This is a genomic window from Candidatus Schekmanbacteria bacterium (assembly GCA_016219965.1).
Classification (GTDB): Bacteria; Schekmanbacteria; GWA2-38-11; order GWA2-38-11; family J061; genus JACRJM01.
This window is the reverse complement of sequence record JACRJM010000015.1, coordinates 457,615-478,011: the sequence shown is the minus strand read 5'-3', so window position 1 is coordinate 478,011 and position 20,397 is coordinate 457,615. Positions and strand designations below refer to the sequence as shown.

Annotated in this window: 16 protein-coding genes; all 16 read right to left on the bottom strand. The window is 37.3% G+C overall.

Going from position 1 to position 20,397, the window contains the following annotated elements; all coding sequences use genetic code 11:
• Positions 1–7: 7 nt before the first annotated feature.
• The 16 genes from HZA77_15430 to HZA77_15355 all read right to left on the bottom strand — a co-directional run bounded on the left by HZA77_15430 (position 8) and on the right by HZA77_15355 (position 20,369).
• Positions 8–1,165 (bottom strand): glycosyltransferase family 4 protein, encoded by a 1,158-nt coding sequence (locus HZA77_15430; protein ID MBI5376825.1) that lies wholly within the window; start codon positions 1,163–1,165, stop codon positions 8–10.
• Between the two features lie 11 nt (positions 1,166–1,176).
• Complete coding sequence (locus tag HZA77_15425) at positions 1,177–2,355, bottom strand: glycosyltransferase (protein ID MBI5376824.1); 1,179 nt, start codon at positions 2,353–2,355, stop codon at positions 1,177–1,179.
• A 23-nt stretch (positions 2,356–2,378) separates the two neighbouring features.
• Positions 2,379–3,587 carry a glycosyltransferase family 4 protein gene (locus HZA77_15420; protein ID MBI5376823.1) on the bottom strand — a complete coding sequence of 403 codons (1,209 nt, stop codon included), beginning with the start codon at positions 3,585–3,587 and terminating at the stop codon, positions 2,379–2,381.
• 27 nt (positions 3,588–3,614) lie between these two features.
• Positions 3,615–5,039: a flippase gene (locus HZA77_15415; protein ID MBI5376822.1), complete on the bottom strand. Its 1,425-nt coding sequence runs from the start codon at positions 5,037–5,039 to the stop codon at positions 3,615–3,617.
• Positions 5,036–6,220, bottom strand: a complete 1,185-nt coding sequence (locus HZA77_15410; GenBank protein ID MBI5376821.1) for a glycosyltransferase family 4 protein — start codon at positions 6,218–6,220, stop codon at positions 5,036–5,038. Before HZA77_15410 ends, HZA77_15415 begins: the two co-directional genes overlap by 4 nt.
• Positions 6,221–6,304: 84 nt before the next feature.
• Positions 6,305–7,294 (bottom strand): Gfo/Idh/MocA family oxidoreductase, encoded by a 990-nt coding sequence (locus HZA77_15405; GenBank protein ID MBI5376820.1) that lies wholly within the window; start codon positions 7,292–7,294, stop codon positions 6,305–6,307.
• Positions 7,291–8,271: a DUF362 domain-containing protein gene (locus HZA77_15400; protein MBI5376819.1), complete on the bottom strand. Its 981-nt coding sequence runs from the start codon at positions 8,269–8,271 to the stop codon at positions 7,291–7,293. Before HZA77_15400 ends, HZA77_15405 begins: the two co-directional genes overlap by 4 nt.
• A gap of 12 nt (positions 8,272–8,283) precedes the next feature.
• On the bottom strand, positions 8,284–9,657 hold the full coding sequence (locus tag HZA77_15395) for a tetratricopeptide repeat protein (protein ID MBI5376818.1): 1,374 nt from the start codon (positions 9,655–9,657) through the stop codon (positions 8,284–8,286).
• Complete coding sequence (locus HZA77_15390) at positions 9,657–10,937, bottom strand: O-antigen ligase family protein (protein ID MBI5376817.1); 1,281 nt, start codon at positions 10,935–10,937, stop codon at positions 9,657–9,659. The genes HZA77_15395 and HZA77_15390 overlap by 1 nt, the downstream gene beginning before the upstream one ends.
• A gap of 401 nt (positions 10,938–11,338) precedes the next feature.
• A complete protein-coding gene (locus HZA77_15385; GenBank protein MBI5376816.1) occupies positions 11,339–13,435 on the bottom strand; it encodes a polysaccharide biosynthesis tyrosine autokinase in 2,097 nt (698 codons plus the stop codon).
• Positions 13,436–13,461: 26 nt separating this feature from the next.
• A complete protein-coding gene (locus HZA77_15380) occupies positions 13,462–14,475 on the bottom strand; it encodes a polysaccharide biosynthesis/export family protein (protein ID MBI5376815.1) in 1,014 nt (337 codons plus the stop codon).
• Between the two features lie 126 nt (positions 14,476–14,601).
• A complete protein-coding gene (locus tag HZA77_15375) occupies positions 14,602–15,969 on the bottom strand; it encodes a hypothetical protein (GenBank protein MBI5376814.1) in 1,368 nt (455 codons plus the stop codon).
• Between the two features lie 48 nt (positions 15,970–16,017).
• Entirely contained in the window at positions 16,018–16,917 is a 900-nt protein-coding gene (locus tag HZA77_15370; protein ID MBI5376813.1) for a pyruvate synthase subunit beta, read from the bottom strand.
• On the bottom strand, positions 16,896–18,050 hold the full coding sequence (gene porA / locus HZA77_15365) for a pyruvate ferredoxin oxidoreductase (protein MBI5376812.1): 1,155 nt from the start codon (positions 18,048–18,050) through the stop codon (positions 16,896–16,898). The genes HZA77_15370 and porA overlap by 22 nt, the downstream gene beginning before the upstream one ends.
• Positions 18,047–19,804: an FAD-dependent oxidoreductase gene (locus HZA77_15360; GenBank protein MBI5376811.1), complete on the bottom strand. Its 1,758-nt coding sequence runs from the start codon at positions 19,802–19,804 to the stop codon at positions 18,047–18,049. Before HZA77_15360 ends, porA begins: the two co-directional genes overlap by 4 nt.
• The gene (locus HZA77_15355) at positions 19,782–20,369 is read right to left on the bottom strand and encodes a 2-oxoacid:acceptor oxidoreductase family protein (GenBank protein ID MBI5376810.1); all 588 of its coding nucleotides are present in this window, start codon (positions 20,367–20,369) and stop codon (positions 19,782–19,784) included. Before HZA77_15355 ends, HZA77_15360 begins: the two co-directional genes overlap by 23 nt.
• Positions 20,370–20,397 lie beyond the last annotated feature (28 nt).

Here is a 20,397-nt window from a genome sequence, read left to right as displayed (position 1 = left end):
ATTTATTCTATATGGTTTCCAGGTAATTAATAAGTCTTTGTGCCTGAACTTCCCATGTTCCATTCCGCAAAATGCTCTTTCTCCCGTCCTGGCCGAGAGCTTGAAGCATGTCTTTCATAGTGTACGCCTTTTTTATTCCATCAGAGATATCCTTAACCGAATTAGATGGAATTAAAAAAAGGAATTTCCCGTCCTTTGCGGCTTCTCTGTGAGATTCAATATTGGTCAAAATGACAGGTTTCTCCATTGCCTGATATTCAAATAGCTTTAAAGGACTGCTCATACGCCACCACAAGCTGTCAGGAAAAGGGAGTATCCCGACATCGCATGCCTTTATATAGGCTGGTATTTCTTCATAAGGAACTGACCCTGGGAATATCACCCTTTCTTCTATTCCTTCATTTTTAATTATACTTTTTATCTCGTCGTCGTTCCCCTTGCCAATGAGCATCAGAATGAGATCAGGTATTTCATTCTCCAAAGCTTTTATTGCATATATTAATGAATCTATCCCGCGAGAAAAAGCGATACCTCCGTGGTACATAACAATAAATTTGTCACTTATTCCAAACCTTTTTTTTATATCTGAATCAATTGATGGAGAAAACTTTTCTTCTGCAACTCCTGATGTCCAGATACCAATTCTTTTTTCATTTATGTCAAAATCCTTTGATATCTTCTTACTGTAAAAGTTAGTGATAACCGTTATCCCGTCAAATAACCATTTGGCAACCCACACAGCCGCATTGAAACGTTTCTCCTGTATTTTCCCATTTAACCCGTAGATATCAACTGGAACGCTTCTTATGTCCAATACAATTTTTAATCTTAATAATCCAATTTTTTTCAGCAGCGCAAGCGGAACAAGTGTTATTGCAGTAAAACTGTCAGCAATTATTAAATCATACTTGCCGAAAATGGCCGACACCAGACAATAAAAGAATACCGACAACTGAAAACACGGAAAAGAAAAGAACCTGATACGTGGACATGGAAGAAGTGTTATTTGAGTCTTTCCTTTATAAATATTTGCTGCAGATTTAAATCTGGGAAGTATGAGATTTACAGTGCATCCTTTTTTTACAAGCGCTTCCGACATCTCTTTCCATGTCGCAATATCAAGATTGATATCAAAATCTGTCTGCGTTATAAAATAAATTCTCATTTTTAAAGTTCTCAGAGCCCCCTGTAAGCATCCAATATACTTGCCTTTATAGATTCAACATAATGTTTTTTCTCGAAATATTCTGCTGCTTTTAATCCAATAACTTTGCATTTCTCTGGATCTCTAAGCAGATCTATTACCCGTTTTGCAAAAGAAATACTGTCATCTTCAATAAATAACTCCTTCCCATTTTCAACACTAAGACCCTGAACTCCCATAGAAGTTGTGACAATGGCCTTTTTCATACTCATTGCCTCAAGAATCTTTGTTTTTATTCCGGTACCTATCCTTAAAGGAGCAACATAAATTGCGGCTTTTGAAACATAAGGGGACACATCCTGAACTGAGCCTGTAACCGTAATTCCAGGTTCCTTCGTAAATTCCAAAATATCTTCTCCAGGCGAGCTGCCGACTATCGTAAATGTGACCTCAGGTATTTCAGAACGGATAAGTGGATATATATCTCTGCAAAAAAAGATTACTGCATCCCTGTTAAAAAGTGCCTGCATCCCTCCTACAAACACCATCGAATAGGGAACGATTTCGTACTCTTTACTGGTTTGACAGGCTTCCATCGCCACAGGAATAACTCTTGTCTGTTTTAGTATATTATCTCTTTCAATTATCTTCAGATCATCCCGGCTTATAAAAAAAACCCAGTCAAATAGCTTATATGCTCTGAGTTCATACCGCTTTGTCACAATATATTCAAAGAACCTGACCGCTTTCTTTATTATGTTCTTTTCATAAAGATAAAACTGCTTTACAGTTTCATAATAGGCATCGTTGGATAATATTATTGATATGCTGTTCTTGATGTATTTCCTGTATTTTGCAGCATAGAAATATTCTATCTGAACGATGTCATATTTATTGGATGAAAGGTGGTCTTTTATTTTTTTCTCAATTTCAGTTGAAGTGTTGTCAATTACGTCTCTGGGGATAAGACAAAACAAAAATAAGAATTCCCGTTTGATTTTCTTCCAAATACGCTGCCAAACAGTCTTTATAACCGGATATCTGGCCACTATAACCTCTTTACAGTATTGCTTCAGTACAGCAATATCCTTTATATTCTCATCAGACCGTACATGACAGATAAGAGATACTTCATGCTCCTCGGAAAGGGCTTTTATAAGATTGAAGCTTACATGATCAGTCCCGGAAAAAATGGGATATGGAAAACGCATTTTAATTATCAATATTTTCTTCATCAATCAAGAATATCGCTGAATAGTTTAAAGTAATGTTCTTTCATGACTGATTCCCAGCAGAACTTTTCATGAACGCGCTTAAATCCTTCATTCCCCATTTTCCTCCTGAGCTCTGCATCCTCTATAAATGTTACCAGCTTTTCTGCGAGTTTTTCAGCATTACCTGATTCTACAAGAAACCCTGTCTTTCCGTCTTCAACTATTCCTTTAAGGCCTCCGATATCGGAGGCAATCACTGGTTTGCTGCAAGCCATTGCTTCAACGGCAGCAATCCCGAATGGTTCCGGCCAAAGTGACGGGACAACACATATATCACTGTCCTGATAGAATCCCGGAAGATCCTCATAATTCATCCAGCTAAATATCTTTACATTATCACCGAGATCAGGCGGGTCAGAAAAACACCATGTCGCCCTTACCTCTATTTTATCACGCAAGCGGCCAAGTAGAGATACTGCTTTCATCAAGGTTCCCAGTCCTTTTGCAGGATCATCAGCCCGACCAGGAAGTATTATTCTTAATGGAGTCTTCTCATTATCATTCTTTCTATCGTTTAATGGAGTAAATTTTATGCAATCCACTCCGCCGGGAATGACTCTTACATCATCACACCAACCATTGAGAGATTCCTTAATAGTTTCATTATATACTATTATTGCCCGCGATATTCTGTAGCATTCCTTTAATTTATCAAGATAGGATGGAAGAAAAGCCGTTGAAGTCAGAAACTCATGAAGCCTGTTTCTATTCATTTTAAAAGCACAGCACACACATTCAAAATAATCATTTAGCAGCGTTTTCCCGCACTCTCTGCCGAAGGGAAAGTAATTCTGGTTGAAACACCAAATTGAAGCTGAATAAAACCTCTGTACTACCGGATAATCTTTTGCGGCAAATGTTATGTATGGTCTCATTACACCGGATTCACCGACAACTACACAATCTGGTTTTATCTCTTTAAGCTTTTCCCTGATTGCTGACGGCAATGTCACTCTGTTAAACGAAAAAACATTCGACGGTATCTTCACCACTTTGAACGGCATTTCACCCTCTATCTTTCCCCGTGGGAAAAAGCGGTGAAATTCAGGTACAATGAGCGTCACATCATATTTTTGACAAAGCCGGGACATTACCTCTTTCTCATCAATCCATGCTCCGCCAAGAGGTGGCCAGTGAAAAGTGAGACAGACAAAAGCTATTTTTTTCATAACCATGCTCCTGTTGGTACGTATCCTTTAAATACTAAGCGCCTCTCTTACCTTCTGGACCTCATTTGAACTAAACACCTTGGAAAAATAAGCAACAGCAACGTATACTACCAACCCGGCGATCCCGCTTATTATCTTTCCTGCTCCTGATGACATAATTATCACAGCCGACATCCCAAGCCCTGATACTGACGGCTTAAGAAGGAATTCAGCAATGCTTATATACCGGAATCTTAAAGTTACACAGTAAAAATACATTACAGCTAATAGTGCCTCTGCAGCAACAATCCCAGCGCATGCGCCTAAAAGGCCGTATTTTTCAGTAAGTACTATTTCACATACAAAGAGCAGAGCTGCATTAACTCCATTTGCAACCATAGCATCCTTCTGATGGTTTACAGAAACAAGTACATTCCCCAATGGATAGACAAGGAAGGAAAATGGGAGAATCCAGATTACTATCCTAAGGACATCAACTGAAGATGTATATTTATCACCGAGGATTATTCTGACTATATCATCCGCATAAAATGTTATAAATATTGACACGGGAATAGTTATAGCCATAGCAAGCTTACAGGATATTTTGTAGATTCTTACTAGCTTTTCTCTTGAAGAATCATGAAATACCGACATCATAGGCAATATTGCAGTAGAATAGGCAAATGTTATAAGTAATATCGGGTACGTAAGTTTGAATGCTGCGTTATAAAAACCCGCATCGCTTTCAGTCAAAGTCCTTGATATCACAAGAATTACAATATTCCATCTGAATGAAGTAAAAAATGATGATACAGCTACAGGATAACCCTCTTTAAGAAAATACTTCCATATACTTGTGTCGACAGTCATATCCCATTTTGTAAATTTCCTGAACGTAATCAGAATGGAAGCAGCGAGCTTAATCAACCCTGCGATAATGAATACTATTATAATCCCTCTGACCCTGTAAGAATTCATAATAGCTGCAATACCCAACAACAGAACTAATATTTTCTCGCCAGTATTCAGGATTGAATTGAATTCCATCCTTTCAAACGCCCTGAAAGACGTGGTATTTACGGTTGTTATTGATGTAATTATACAAAAGAAAAAGAAGAGGTTTATCAATTCTTTCATATTGGTGTCATAGCCAAGAATAGCTATAGTAACAGATATTAATAGAAAGGTAATCGCGGCCAGCAAAAGCTGAAAAAGTATTGCATTGCAGAGTATCTTCCCTGCGACATTTCTATCCCTTGCAATATCTCTTATGAGTATGCAATCCAGTCCAAAAAGCATGAAAGAAGTAAAAAAAAGAGGGAAAGTGGTAACGATGGAAAATGTTCCATATAGACCAGGGCCAAAAGCTCTTGCTATGAAAAATGTAAATACAGCACTGAGGAGCATATTGAAAACGTTTGACACTACTTCAACGCCAGTATTTTTTATTATCCTTGCTACCGGTTTCATGCAGTGAGTTTGTTACCCGTTATTTTAGAGTTTATGAGTTCTTCAATGCCATCAGCTGTTCTGGTTATGGAGTAATTCTTCAGTATCTTTTCTCTTGCACGTATTCCCATATTCTTCACCAGAGTTTTATCGTTTAACAGTTTTTCAATTCTACCAGCCATGTCATCTGCATCACCCGGCAAAGATAATACTCCGTCAACACCATCAGATATAATTGTGGTGATACCTCCAACAGCGGAAGCAACTACAGGAACTTCACATGCCATTGCCTCGAGTATAACTATACCAAATTCTTCGATAAGCGAAGGACAAACAAAGATATCGAGTCTGTTATAAAATTTTGTCAATTCGTCATCAGAAATTCTTCCCAGATACTCTACCTTTCCTAAGCCTGTATCGTTTATTAAGCTAATCTCCCTAAGCGCATCCTTATAATATTTTTCTTCACGCGGCGGCCCTGCTATTAAAAGTGTAAATTTTGTTTTAAGAATTCTACATGCTTTAAGGAGTACATGAAGCCCCTTCCTTTCCTCAATACCACCAATATAACCGATAACATTCAAGCCTTCTTTATCAGAATGAATATCATGCAACGGCATAAATCTTCCAGTCTCAATCCCGTATGGCAGCAACATAGTTTTGGGGCTGTCTAAATCGAGTCTGTTAAGCGCATTCTCTGTTTCACTGTTGGAAACAAGATAGTAATCTGCACAAATCTTTAATAGCTTTCTGGGAAGATAATTCTGGGTAAAGTATTTTTCTCTCTCAATCATGGTACAGCAGTAAAAAAGCTTCAATTTTTTTTCTCTCAGAAGACATAGAGGGAAAGACATTTCATTAACATCAAAGAATATTAAGGCACACGACTCATCAATTTCTTTTTTAATTTTCTTTGTTCTGAAATAAAATCTTGCATTAAGATGCTTAAGAAGATGTCTCCCTAAGAATTTAATCCTGCAAATTTCATAAGCGCTAATGGAAAGAAGGGTCACTCTTTCTTTTATTACAGTTTTTGTGATTTGATCCTTTTTTTCTGATATTTTATCATGATTTACAGTAAGTATTTTTACATCATGCCCCCTGCCAGAGAGCTCAGTAGAAAGAAGCTTTACCAAGGACTGTGTTCCTCCAGTAAATACTCCATTAACATCAAAATAGGTAAGTGCGAGAATTATTTCCATCGCTCTAAAGAGGAACTAAATTTTAAATCAAAATATATCAAGATTGAAAGACTAAAGAATGACATGAGCATATTGTTTTTTATATTACTTAATAATGCTCATTTTAGCATAACATTCTTTTAAAAGGCGAATTCCTTTTACAGAAGAGTCTGCAGATGTCATTGGAGAAACCTTGTTGTTTATGCAGTTTACAAAATATTTTATTTGGTCAAGATAAATATTATTTAGTCCTGTTTTTATCTGAAGATACCTTAGTTTCCTGCATCCCCTTAGATTTTCACTGCAAATCTTAAGAAAGCTCTTGTCGTCAATATGGAACTTTGCCCATCCTTTTGTTCCTTCCAAAGTACACAAATTATCCCATTCTTCTGTCCTTGAGGTTTTTATTGTGGCTTTCCCGCCATTTAAAAGGGAAAACTCTATTTCTGCATGATCTTCCATACCATGCCCAAGAATATCCTTTCCGACAGATGAAGTTACAGTTATTTGTCCCGGGGAAAACCATATAAGAAGATCAATAAGGTGAATCCCCTGGTCAATAAGAACTCCTCCTCCGGAAAGTTCTTTTTTGAATGAAAATCCTGAACGAGTAATCCACTGAGTATGGCTATGCCCCATCACAAGTTCCATTGATTTTATTTCTCCAAACATTCCTTTTTCATGAAATTCCTTAAGAAGCATCGCATTTGAAGCAAAACGTCTGCTATGTCCGACCATAAAAATAGCGTTTGATTCAGTTTCCTTTTTTAAGACATCTTCACACTCCTCAACATTTATCCCCATAGGCTTCTCACACAGAACATGGATACCCGCATCAAGAAATACCTTGCTTATATTTGCATGAAGTGCATTTGGAGTTGCTACAACCACCATATCAATTTTTCCTAACATTTCATTGTAGTCAGTAAATGAATATGGCGCTGAATAACGGCTTGCGAGCTCGTTAGCCCACTCTCTATTGACATCAGAAAAAGCTTCTAACTTTATTTCAGGAATATGGGTCATTGCGGGCACATGAAACATTTTCGATATCATCCCGCACCCTATAATTCCCGCTCTAAGTCTTTTCATCATGTCTTCCTTATTTTTTTCATAATTGATTTAGGTGCTATACGGGCTGTAGCGATAAAACCATAATAATAAAGATGAAAGAGCACTTTTTTGGAAAAATTAGTTATAATATTAGATGTCCTTATAACAAATATCTTCAACCTTATTCCATTGAAAAGCTTATCAGGAATAAATTTAAAATTGAAATCCAATTTATCTCCAACAACTTCTATATTGGAAGGATTATATCCGGTCTTTTTGTAAGCATATCTTAGATAAGGTACTTTCACCGGATCAAATCCTGCAACTCTGGCACACACTGTATCAACTGACAGAGAACTATTGCCTGCAATCATCGAATCACACTTTATAGGTTCACCATCAACCGGCCCATTACCTTCTAAAGCAATTCTGCCATCAACTATAGATAAATCAGGATTAATCAAACCATCAAGATAGTAAAGGACTTCATCGAGGTATGGGTGATAGCGTTCTTTTAAAACATCTGGAATGCATCCAAACTGGTTCTTGAAGCCGCATGTAACTTTCTGGTAATCATGAGTCTTAAGATTAGCAATGGATATGTAAAAAATATCTTCCAGAAAAATAAATGGGAGATTAATCTCATAAGGGATTTCTGAAAACGCAAGAGGGATACTCCTCATTTTTGTAAGATTTATAAGGTCAACCCCCTCTTCCCTCGCAAGATCACAGTATCCAAGTTTTTCAAAGACCTCTTCAGCTGTCCGGTCAAAACTGTCACTTTCTATTATTTTTATCTGAGATGATGGTGATTTTGATTTAATAAAACTTACAAGGGTCTTTACAAATGATATATCTGTTATTATTCCTGATTCAACTGTTGCAAGTGTACAGAGATTTGGTTTAATAACAATCTGCTTACTACCAGGAGTGAACCAGCCATTAGCAAATATTTCATCAAGAAACCTTTTTATTCCCTCATCGCCATAGAGAATTTTTCTACAAATAACTTTGTCCATTTAGATACCTTTTTAAAATAGTCCTTTATCTTCTGCTGTTACGTTTGAATTTTGCAATGACTGCATCAGTTCGCTTATCTCTGTTGCCGCCTTTCTCTCATAGCCCTTGACTAAAGCTATTTTCTTCCATTCCAAAACCGCACTTTTATAAAGACCGTAATCCTTATAGCAATTTGCAAGCGTTATTTTGTACTGAATTTCTTCGGGTTCCAGTTCCTCAGCCTTTTTGAAGGAAAGTACAACTGCACGCAAATCATTTTTAATCTTTTGTTCGCAAAGACCCTTAAAATAGTAGGCTTTCGCAGATTTATAATCAATGCTGATAATTTCCTCAGTTTCTTTAATACATTTTTCATACTCCCCCATTCTAAAATAGATATTCATTAAAACAAGGTGATAATTTACAATATTTATTTTGGGAGTATTTTTATCAGCTAATTTAACAGCTTTATTAATATTTTCAACTGCAAGGCTGACATTGCCAATCTTCTGGTATGCTAATCCAAGACCATATAGAGCATCGGGGTTTTCCGGATTAGCTTTTACCGATTCTTCCCATACACTTAAAGTTTTATCAATGTCTCCCATATCTGTATATACATTTACAAGAGCTGCATAGACAAACTGATCATGGGAATCAATATTAAGAACATCCTTATATACTTTTATTGCTTCATCGTACATCTTGTTCATACGCAGGAATGAACCCATACTCATGAGTGAAACCTTGTTTCTTGGTGTTATTACATATAGATCTTCCACTTTACCTGTAACTTCATACATAATCCTTAACCCTTCAGGGAGAAGTCCGTCAACTATATTGCATGCAATCCTCAATATAGATTTCCCATCATTTATAAGTCCCATCTTGAAAAAGTAATCTGCTATTGTAAAAAGTGTATAAGCATTTTTCCCATCAAGCTCTGCAGCTATTTTAAATGAACTTATCGCTTTCTGATAATTATTTTCTCTGAAATAAAGTTCTCCGAGTTTAATATGCGATTCTGCAGACACTGGATTTCCATTGATAGCCATCTCGTAAAAGTTTATTGCTTTATTTTTATCAGTAGTATTCCTGCCTATATCTACATTTTTTTCACTATTTTCTGAATTTGACATTTCCCTGGCATTAATCTTCTCAACATAAGTGTCTGCTATAATAAGTGCTAGTTGGTAATTTCTGAAAGATGCCATTCTCGTAGCACTTATATAACTTTCTATATCATAGTTACTTAAATCTTCAGTCAAGACATCTGATATCCTTTCCCTCAGATTATTAGATAGTATAAACTGGAAATAGAGCATGCAATAGCAGATAACAAAAACAACAAATACTGAGACAATAAAAAAATTTTCAATTTTACTTTCTTCAATCCCTATTTTCATTATTTTCTGTCCATCAAAAAAACCGAACTTCTGCTTAACAGTATGAAAATGGCAATAATAACAACCAAAAGGAAGCTATCTGCAGTTGTCTTAAGATTAAAGTCTGTAATGCAATGGATAGCAATTGAAAAAATAGCCATATAGTTTCCGATAAAAACCCATATCAGCTGTTTTTCTTTTGTAATAAATATTTTAAAAAATCCCTTGAACGTAAGATAAAAAAATCCGGCTATGACTATACCGAATCCTGCAATTCCTGTATCTGAAAGAATTTCAAGCCAGTCATTGTGTGCATGGTTAACCCATCCCTGATTATTTCTCGTAGTATATGACGGGTACATATGAACAAAAGTCCCCAATCCTGAACCAAATATTGGGAAATCTCGGAATATATTAAAAGTACTTACCCAGATAGAAGGACGCCCTTCTTCAAATTCTTCATTAGGGTTAATTTGAAAATACCTGTCAAAAACTGGAGTCATACCAATCCATGCACCTATAAGTACCGTTATAACCAGTATAATTCCCACTATAGCAACCGACCATTTTGATGAAAATTTAATTCTGGTAATAAATGTAAAACAGATAATGGAAATGATAAGACTAAGCATACCAGCACGGGACTTCGTAAATACAATCGCTGTACACATTGAAATTATAGATATGAAAAGTGCTACCTTACCTTCCCACTTATCATCTTCAAGGAAAAACCTTCGTACTTTATCAATAAAACTCAGTTTCTGTTTTCTTCCACTGGCAAATCCTCCAAAGTCACCTATATACATTAAATATCCGAGAGTACAGAATATGCACATCTGTAAATATGCAGAAAAATGGTCTGCGCTTGGAAATGTTCCTATTAGTCTTCCCTTTGCATGATCAAGTCTTGTAAATCTGAAAAGCATTTCATCACCACTTATATATTGTATAAGACCGTAAACTGCCTCGATTCCGCCAATTATGGAAATAGAGACTAATATTTTCTTCATTTTATGAAGTGAATTAAAATTATTAATAATTAATAGGTAAATCATTGCATATGTCAGAACCTTAATAAGTTCACCCTGAGTTTCCCATGGAACAATGGATATCTTTAAAAATCTTGGATTTGCAGATGTATCTGAAATAAGATGCCGCACTAACTCAACTGTATGAGGGGAAAAGAGTTTTACCAAAGAAACTGGAAGTGGGAGCATTTGAAAAATTATAAGAGCAATGAAAGAAATGACAAATAAATCAAATGATGTCCAAATATATTTTATTTTTTTTTCTGACATCATTTTGATTATCCAGAGTATGAAAATCAACAAAACAATTCCTTCCATAGTCGCTTCGGACCATAGTTCGACTGTGCTAAATGCTAGGGGTGTAAAAAAAATCAATAAAAGTATTCCCCACTCTATCAGTCTGTCGAGAAGGCTGGAGTTATCACTCTGATTCTGACTATTTCTTAACATAGCATGCGACAATATGCGCCCTAAATAAATGCATTAATTTAATCCGCTAAAAAACATTTGTAAAATAACTTTACCAGTCCCCATGGTACGAGTATATTGTGTGTTCTTTTAAATATGTGCTCTATCACACGTTCTCCTGATACTTGGAATTCCGGCCTTTTAACGTTCTAAAGATATGATATTCAATTGGATACAGGGCAAACTGGACACAAACAATCTATGCATCAAACCTGCTGGTGGTCTTCTTCTCGCTTATAGTAACTGTAGTAATATTCACTGTAATAATAGTCTGAATCCTGTTTTCCAACGTCATTAAGTATTACACCAAGTCTTTTTACATCTAACTCCGTAAACTTCTTTGCATTTTTTTCAGCTATATTCTTCGGTGTTACACCGCTTCTCACTACCAGACAGACTGCATCAGCATATTTTGAAATAATGGATGGATCAGTTACGGGAATGACTGGCGGAGCATCAATTATGATATAGTCATAATTGTCATTCAAAAGACCCATTACTTTTTTCATACGATCCATCATAAGCAGTTCTGCCGGATTCTTCGGAAGCGGACCGCTAGGAAGGACATAGAGGCTAGGAATTTTACTTTTAATTACTACAGAGAATGGGTCAATCTCCTCTGAAAGTATCGTGCTCAATCCATATTTATTTTCCATAGAAAAAACTTCATGTATACGGGATCTTCTCATGTCACCGTCAATAAGTAATACTTTTTTTTCACTTTGAGCCATAGTTATTGCTAGGTTTACAGAAGTAACTGTTTTCCCCTCGCTCGGTGTTGAACTTGTAATCATTATAAGTTTTGGAGGTGATTCATTGGAAAAAATAAGATTGGTCCTGATAGCTCTGTAGCATTCAGATATAGTTGATTTAGGATGTGTAAAAGATACTAGTTCTGCCGATACGTTCTGCCCTCTTCTTCTTATATACGCATTGATATTAGGAACAAAACCTAGTAATGGCACACTTATAAAATGTTCGACATCCTCTATTGTCCTAATAGTGTTATCAAGATATTCTAAAAAGAATGAAAGACCGACACCAAAGATTAAACCAACAATGCTTCCGAACATGATATTTCTGGGAACATTTGGGCTTACTGGCTCTTTTGGAACTGTGGCTTTATCAACCGGGCTTATATTATTGAACCGCATACTTCCTGTAACATTAATCTCTCCAGCCCTTTTTAAAAGATAATCGTAGAGGTTACGGTTTATGTCAACCTCACGGTCTAGAATGTTATATTGGATAGACCGCTCTAAAAGGCCAATAGCACTGCGATTGAGCTCATCGGACCTTTTATTAAGCATCGATTCTTTAGCCCTTATCATCTCATATTCATTGTTAATGCGGTTTATGACCTTTTCAATTTCTGTCTTTATATTATCATCTATTGCGCTCAATTGGGCTTGTATTTTCTCTAGTTCAGGATGTTTGTCACCATAAAGAGTTTTTAATTCCGAAATCTTTTGTTTGAACGCATAGATCTGACTTCTCATTCCCTGAACTGCCGTACCTTGTAATACACTTGGCAGTGATGTTTCATCTATGTCTATCCCTTTATTTTTCAAGTCATATATTTGCTTCAAAGTAACTTCGAGCTCTATTTTTTTTAATTGGAGTTGTTTTAATTCCCCAGTTACTTGATTTAATTCCGAGATAACAGAACTCTGGCTCTCCTCTATCTTTGGAGAGATTATCTGTTTTTCTTCGCGGTATTTCTGAAGATCGAATTCTGCCTTTTTCATTTTCAATATGACAGATGTTATTTGATCATCAAGCCAGCTTGACGCAGCTTTGTATGCGTTAACTTTATCCTCAAGGCTTTTCTCTATAAAAACATCACTTACTAAGTTAGCAAGGTTGGTTGCTTCTTTTGGATCTGGTCCCATAATTATAATATCAACCAGATTCGTTCCTTTAACAGGTTCAACAATTATTTTGTTCCTTATGGATTCTGCTCTTGCTATCTGTTCATCTTCAGATAAATTATCATTCGGATATAACCTGTTAACAACTTCAAGAGCTACCATACGACTTCTAATGATTTCATACTCAGTTTCAAAATATTCATTATACCCTGATGTCTTATCTATATCTGTAAATGAAACTATGCTGTTTACAGCAAATTCAATCATAATCCTAGATCTTGCCTGATATATTTTCTGTTGTTTAAAAGTAGCGATTGTCACCATTACAATAATAAAGAGAGCAACAAGTACTATTGTCCTTATCCTTTTCTTTAGTATATAAAAGTAATCTCGCAGATGCGGAGTGATGTCGATTTTTTTAGCATTTTCCATAGGTCGTCTCTATCGGACTTATTTTTTTATTCAGAATAAAAAATACTTTTAGGGACAATTATCATGTCTCCGTCATGAATTTTCAGCTCTTCAATCTGATTCCTGAACTTTTCAGATGTAGCAGATATCCCTCTTTCAAGACCCTTCTTAAGCTTTTCCACATTAATCACCAGAACATTTCTGCCGCTATCCCTAGAAAGCTTTACTCTCGTTTCATCAGCTGCTTTTGTAAAATCTCCAGCAACAACTATTGCCTGGTAAATATTATAGTCTTCCTCTATTTTATAATAACCGGGTTTAGAAACTTCTCCAGCAATAAAATATTTCGCTTCCGGCACATCGATAACATCATTTTCCATAAGAAGAATATTTTTTTGTATCTCACCGTCAACTACCGGAATTTCAATTTCTCTCATCTTTTCATTTGATAACTCTTTTTCAACTCTTTTTATTATTATTCTGTTTCCAGCAGTCTTTTTAAGACCTCCCATCTGTGCGATGAATTCAAAGAGTGTTGTCGGTTTCTTTAGATTATAAGTCCCATTTTTTTCTGCCTCTCCAATAACATAAATCTTTTTGCTCTTATAATCCTTTACATTAACAAATACCTGCGGCTCATAAACATATCCTTCCGCAAGCATTGAAGTAAGCATTGCACTAATCTCTGTGGCAGTTTTCCCTAGGACTTTCACTTTTTTCAAAAATGGAAAATTAATTGATCCATCATCATTAACTCTTGCTTCCATTGAAAGGTCATTATTCTGCCAAACTTTTATTTCTAAAACATCTTCAGGTCCAACAGTATACCAGTCAGTTTCAGAGTTGACGATTTTTTCTACAGGCAGTTCAACATCAGAAAGCTGTGATGTATTGTCATTACCCACTTCGCGAATCTCCTGCTCTTTGGGGTATCGGTTTACTATAATATGAGTAGGCCAAATAAAACTGCATCCCTGAATCAAAAGTGAGACGGTAATCAAAAAAAGAATCTTTCTGCCAAAATACACTTTATTGCGTACCAATGTATTAATTGAAATCATTAGCGGGCTTCCTCCACAACAGAGTAAGGAAACATTTATTCATATCAGGAAACATTGTCAAGCCTCTTTACTCTTAAGTCCATTGTTTTTTATATGTTTTCGATTCTAGCACTTTTATATATTGGCTTAATAGCTTAATCTTACATTAAAAGTTACTACATTGCGATTATAATTCCCAAAGCTGCTGTTACTGTTTTCATTACTGCTTTTGCGGTTTAGACTGCGGTTTTGATGAAGGTAGTCAACTCCCAATGTTAGATGTTTGTTGAAATTAAAATCTATACGTTCATCAATGCTCCATCGCTTATCATTTTTTATTGAAGTAAATCCCCCACTATATTCATTAATCCCATACTGGAACTCCAAGTCAGAATTTATCCTTTCAAAGAATTTCTGTTCTAGTTCTATAGTAAAGTTTTTAAAAACTGTATCAGTATCAGCTTCAAGGCTTGAGACGCTTTCACTTCTTCCGCCTATAATGCTTAGCTTAGTATTTGTCGTGAGCTGGGAATTAAGTGATAAGTATATTGAAAGATTTTCATTGCTTCTGTTTTTTGAAGTAAAATTATCAGTATTTGTCACTGACCTACCAACATTAAAAAAAATATCAAGTTTTTCGCCTGCATTTACAAAGAGCGTTGTATTCCATACAAACCGGTCATCCTGAGACTTATTTCTCCCACGACCATCAGCTGACGCGTGCTTTGATTGGCCGGTTCCAATTGACCCAGAAATTCTGAATATGTTCCCTATAGATTGATCAATTCCATAATCTGACTGATGTGCCTGAGAGTTATTATTCGTCTGACTAAAATTTTTTATTTTATCATTCTTATAGATAAGACGCTGATAGCTATATCTGTAAAAAACTCTTGTGTCGCTTAAAACCTTATAATAGGTCCTAAAACTAACATTATCATATTTCCTGTTATTAAGAGAAAAAGGAAAAAAAGCATCCCCGCTATCAACATACCTGTAATTGTCATTCCTGTAATCAATATTGAAACCTAACAATGTCCCTAAAGGTAATGTGAAATTCCCGTGAAAATGGTTTTCAGATCTATCAGTCCTATTAAATCTTTCTTCTGTTAAAAAAGGGCTTAACTTAGTGCTGACAAAATTATCGTCAAATTCAATTTTGACATCCATTGGCAGTTTGAAATTCAGATGAGAATCATAAAACGTTTCATAGAATTTCGATTTCTTGTCTGTCGATTCAGAAAAATAACGGTAAGGACTATTTGCATTAAATTCAAAATCTGTAATTCCTTCGATATACTTCACGTTGAGAGATGGCAATACAGAAACAGTATATGCTCCTGACTTTTTTTCGGAAAATGTGTAATTGTCATCATAACCATAGTTCACTGATACGGCTGGCGACAGTTTTATCCCTGCAATATTAATCTCTGCATGGGCTTTCTCTAAAAGCAACCACGATAAAGACTCCGTGAACATAAAGAAAAATATAAAGAGCAGGACTCTTTTTTTCATATTGGTTTCGTCATACAATATTATTCAAAATCATCGCATATATTATGTTTATTTTTCCGGAGAAGAACCGGATAATTTTAGCAATGACATCCAGCGCTCATCTACCATCTGCTGGATGAAGGCAGTGTCATGTTCTGAAAGATTTGAAAATCTCTTCTGGATGCTGAAATAATCACTGACCGGAATTTCCTTCTCAGGTTTGGTAACAATGAATCTTTCCCCATCAAAAACCTCGTATAATGGATATATTTTCGACCATGTTGCATATCGGGCGATTTTTATTGAGTCATCTGTTGCGGACTTCCAACCAGGAGGACATGGTGAAAAAATATGGAAAAAACGAAGACCTGTCATAGTAGAAGCCTTCTTGAATTTTTTATAAAGATCTTCAGGATATGCGACACTTCCTGTCGCTGCATAAGGAATCCGGTGTGCAGCCATTATTTGTATTATATCTTTTTTGGGTCTGTCTTTGTAATGACTTCCCGGGGTTGTAGTAGTCCATGCTCCGAATGGAGTTGATGAGCTTCTCTGAATTCCTGTGTTCATATAAGCTTCGTTGTCATAACAGACATAGATTATATTGTCGTTCCGTTCTGCTGCTCCTGAAAGTGCCTGAAGGCCTATATCAAATGTTCCTCCGTCACCTGCAAGGGCAACAACATGGATGTCGTTTCTCCCCTGTGTCTTAAGAGCAGAGCGTATCCCTGATGCCGTTGAAGCTGCGGTTTCAAAAGCAGTATGCACAACAGATACCTTAAGAGTCGAATATGGATAAGGACCCTGTATAACAGACCAGCAGCATGCAGGTATAACAATTATTGTTTTCTTCCCGAGAGCTTTCATCATGTATCTTGTTACTATCGGCGCACCGCACCCCTGGCACGCATAATGCCCGGGATGAAATAATTCGGTTTCAGGGATATTCAGTCTTTCAGTCCTATCCATATCTCCTTTTCCCCTCTATGCTTTCCATTAAACATTATCTCAACAGCTTCTCCAAGTACTTCTTCCGTGACATCTCTTCCTCCCAATCCCACAATGAAAGGATATACTTCAGGCATACCGGCAACCTGTGAAATACTGAATTTAAGGGTCTGTGCGAATACGCCTCCATTGCCGGGTGAATAATTTCTGTCAATTACTCCTACTTTGCTTTTTCCTTTAAGGGCACGAAGTATATCATCGTGCGGGAAGGGATTAAAAAGGCGCAGTTTTACAAGCCCGATCTTTATCCCTTTTTTTCTGAACTCATCAATAAGTATTCTTGCAGTACTTGTAACTGTGCTTGAAGTAATGAGTGTAATTTCAGCATCATCATTTCTATATTCTTCAATGGTACTGTATTCACGGTTAAAATGTTTTTTAAATTCTGCCAGACACTGCTTCAATATTGACGGCACCGAATCCATTGATTTTTTGATATTGTGCCTGAACTCCATATAATGACTTGGATAAACAATACTGTTTATGGAGTGAGGTTTCTCTACATCTATCTTGTAGAAAGGTTCATACGGTTTTAAAAAACTATCAACTATATTCTGCTCAGGTACATCAACCGGCTCGCTCGTATGTGAAAGGTAAAACCCATCATAAACAACCATAAATGGGAGGCTCACCTTCTCTGCCACCCAGTAAGCCTGTAGAATCGTATCAATGACCTCCTGATTGTTTTCACAATAAACCTGAATCCATCCCGTATCTCTTTGAGAAACTGAATCGGTTTGATCTGTCCATATAGTCCATGGAGGACTTACCCCCCTGTTTACATTTGTCATTACAACAGGCGTGCGTGAACCTGCTGCCCAGTGAAGCATCTCATGCATCAACAGAAGACCCTGTGATGAAGTAGCTGTAAAAGCACGTGCTCCCGCCAGCGATGCACCGATACAGCATGCCATCGAAGAATGTTCCGATTCTACTTTCAGAAACTCGGCGTCAATCTCGCCGTCTGCACACATTTCAGATAAAAGTTCAACGATCTGTGATTGCGGTGTTATTGGATAAGCTGCTATGACATTAACCCTTGCAAGCTTCACACCCAGTGAAACCGCATGGTTCCCCATAAGTACTTTTTTCAAGATTTGAACTCCTCTATCATGTCTATAACATTACGGGGGCATTCGGCTGTACAAATCCCGCATCCCTTGCAATGGTCATAATCTATTTCATAGTTGATTCCATCCTTTACTTTTCTTAAAACTGATATGTCAGGACAGTATTTGTAACAGTTATCGCATTCCGTGCATCTTCCGCAATTAAAGCATCTCATTGCTTCAGCCACAGCATCAGCCCTGCTAACAGGGAAATGCACCTCTGAAAACTCATTCTTCCTTTTATCAACCGTAAGCTTCAGTCTGCCAGGAGGTTCTCCCTGTTGGAAATAATCTATATTTATGTTCTGGTACTCAACTACTGTATTAAGTTTTTTAATGTGAGAATTAACATTGTTAATGCGGCTGCAGAGTGAAATGCCTCCATCACCAATTTTTATTTTTTCAGATTCAATAAAAAAGTTTTTACCATCCAACATACTCTCTATGGCAAGAGCCGACTCTTTTCCGCCTGCTATGGCATCTACAACTGTCCGCGCTCCGCCTGTATAATCACCTGCCGCAAAAACCCTCTCCATATTGGTAATTATCCCACCCCTTTTGATATCAGGATTAAATCCTGAAGTATCCTTAGAGGTACTAATGAGTGAATAGTCGATGTCTTCTCCTATGGCAATAATAGCTGCGTCGAAATTCTCCTCAAACTCAGAATTTTCAAGAACAACAGGTTTTCTCCTTCCGCTGCTGTCAGGAGAACCAAGCTTCATCTTTATAAACCTTATGGATTTAAGCTTTCCTTCTGAACCGCTTATAAATTTTACAGGCGCGACAAGAAACTTTAACTGAATCCCCTCTTCCAGCGCATCCGATATCTCTTCAGGGAATGCCCCCATCTCCATCCTTGTTCGCCTGTACATAACAGATACATTGCTGCCAAGCCTTGCTGCACTGCGGGCAACATCTACAGCTGTATTACCTCCCCCTATGACAGCAACTCTTTTGCCTGGAGGTGACACCCTTCCGGCACTGACATCTCGCAGGAACTTGCTTCCGTCAATTACGTTAGCTGAGTCCTCTCCGGGAATCCTCATTTTCCTTGATATTGCAGCACCAGTTGCCAGGAGAATAGCGTCAAAACTATTAAGAAGGGCATTAATCTTTATATCTTTCCCAAGCACTTTCCCGCAGTTTATTTCCACGCCGGTATCTGCGATCTTTCCAATCTCCCACTTAAGAACATCCTTTGGAAGCCTGTAGGAAGGAATCCCATATGTTAATATTCCACCCGGATCCTTAAAAGCTTCGTAAAGGGTAACTCTGAACCCTCTTTTTGCAAGATGGTATGCTCCTGTAAGGCCTGCTGGTCCCGCACCGATGACTGCAACTTTATCCTTCCTTGAAGGAGCACCCTTCCGGCTCTTCGATATTTTATTCCTGTATGCAGTGTCTGCAACAAACCTCTCGATAGCATTGATGGAAAGCGGTTCATCAAAATACCCGCGGTTGCATCCCCCTTCGCACGGATGGTAGCAAACCCTTCCGCAAACCGCCGGGAAAGGGTTTTCTTCACGGATCAACTGCCATGCATCAGTATATTTCTTTGCAGCAACAAGAGTCATTACTCCTTCGATGTCTTCACCGGCAGGACAACTTTCCCTGCATGGCGGCGTTTTCTCCGAATAAACGGGACGCACGTTTCTCCAAGCTCCCGTTATGTTGGTATTTACCGGAGAATTGCAGATCGCAAGGATAGGAATATTATTTTGCCGTTTTCTTTTCACTATTGTTCTCACTCATAAGCATATTACATTTTCTGTAAGCTTCCCGCGCAGCAAGAAGGTTATCTTTGGTATTTATCTTTACCTCTTCCCTCAATGCTCTCTCAAGGGAAGTGAATTTTGTCTTTCTGTTTATTCTGAGATATGCGCCAAGTATAGCAGTGTTCACAATGGGTGATGATATATTGCCGAGACAGTATTTTAGCGCGATATCTGTGGCATTTACTGTAAAAACCCTGTACCCGTTGAAGCTATCAATCTCAGAGGGATTCTTACGCGTGTTGATCAGTATATCTCCATTCTCCTTTAATCCGTCAGCGACATTCTCAAACCTGATAAGCGTTTCATCCAGAACTATAACCGAGTCAGGGTGATAAACATTTGTGCGTAAACGGATTGGCTGCTTGTCCACCCTTAAAAAAGCTGCAACCGGCGCACCCCTGCGCTCAAGTCCAAATACCGGAAAAGACTGCACATAGTAACCATCATAAAAAAAAGCGAGGGCCAGTATCTTTGAAGCAACAACAGCCCCCTGTCCGCCACGTCCATGAAATCTTATTTCAAACATTTTTTCTCACTATTTTGCCCCTCTGTAA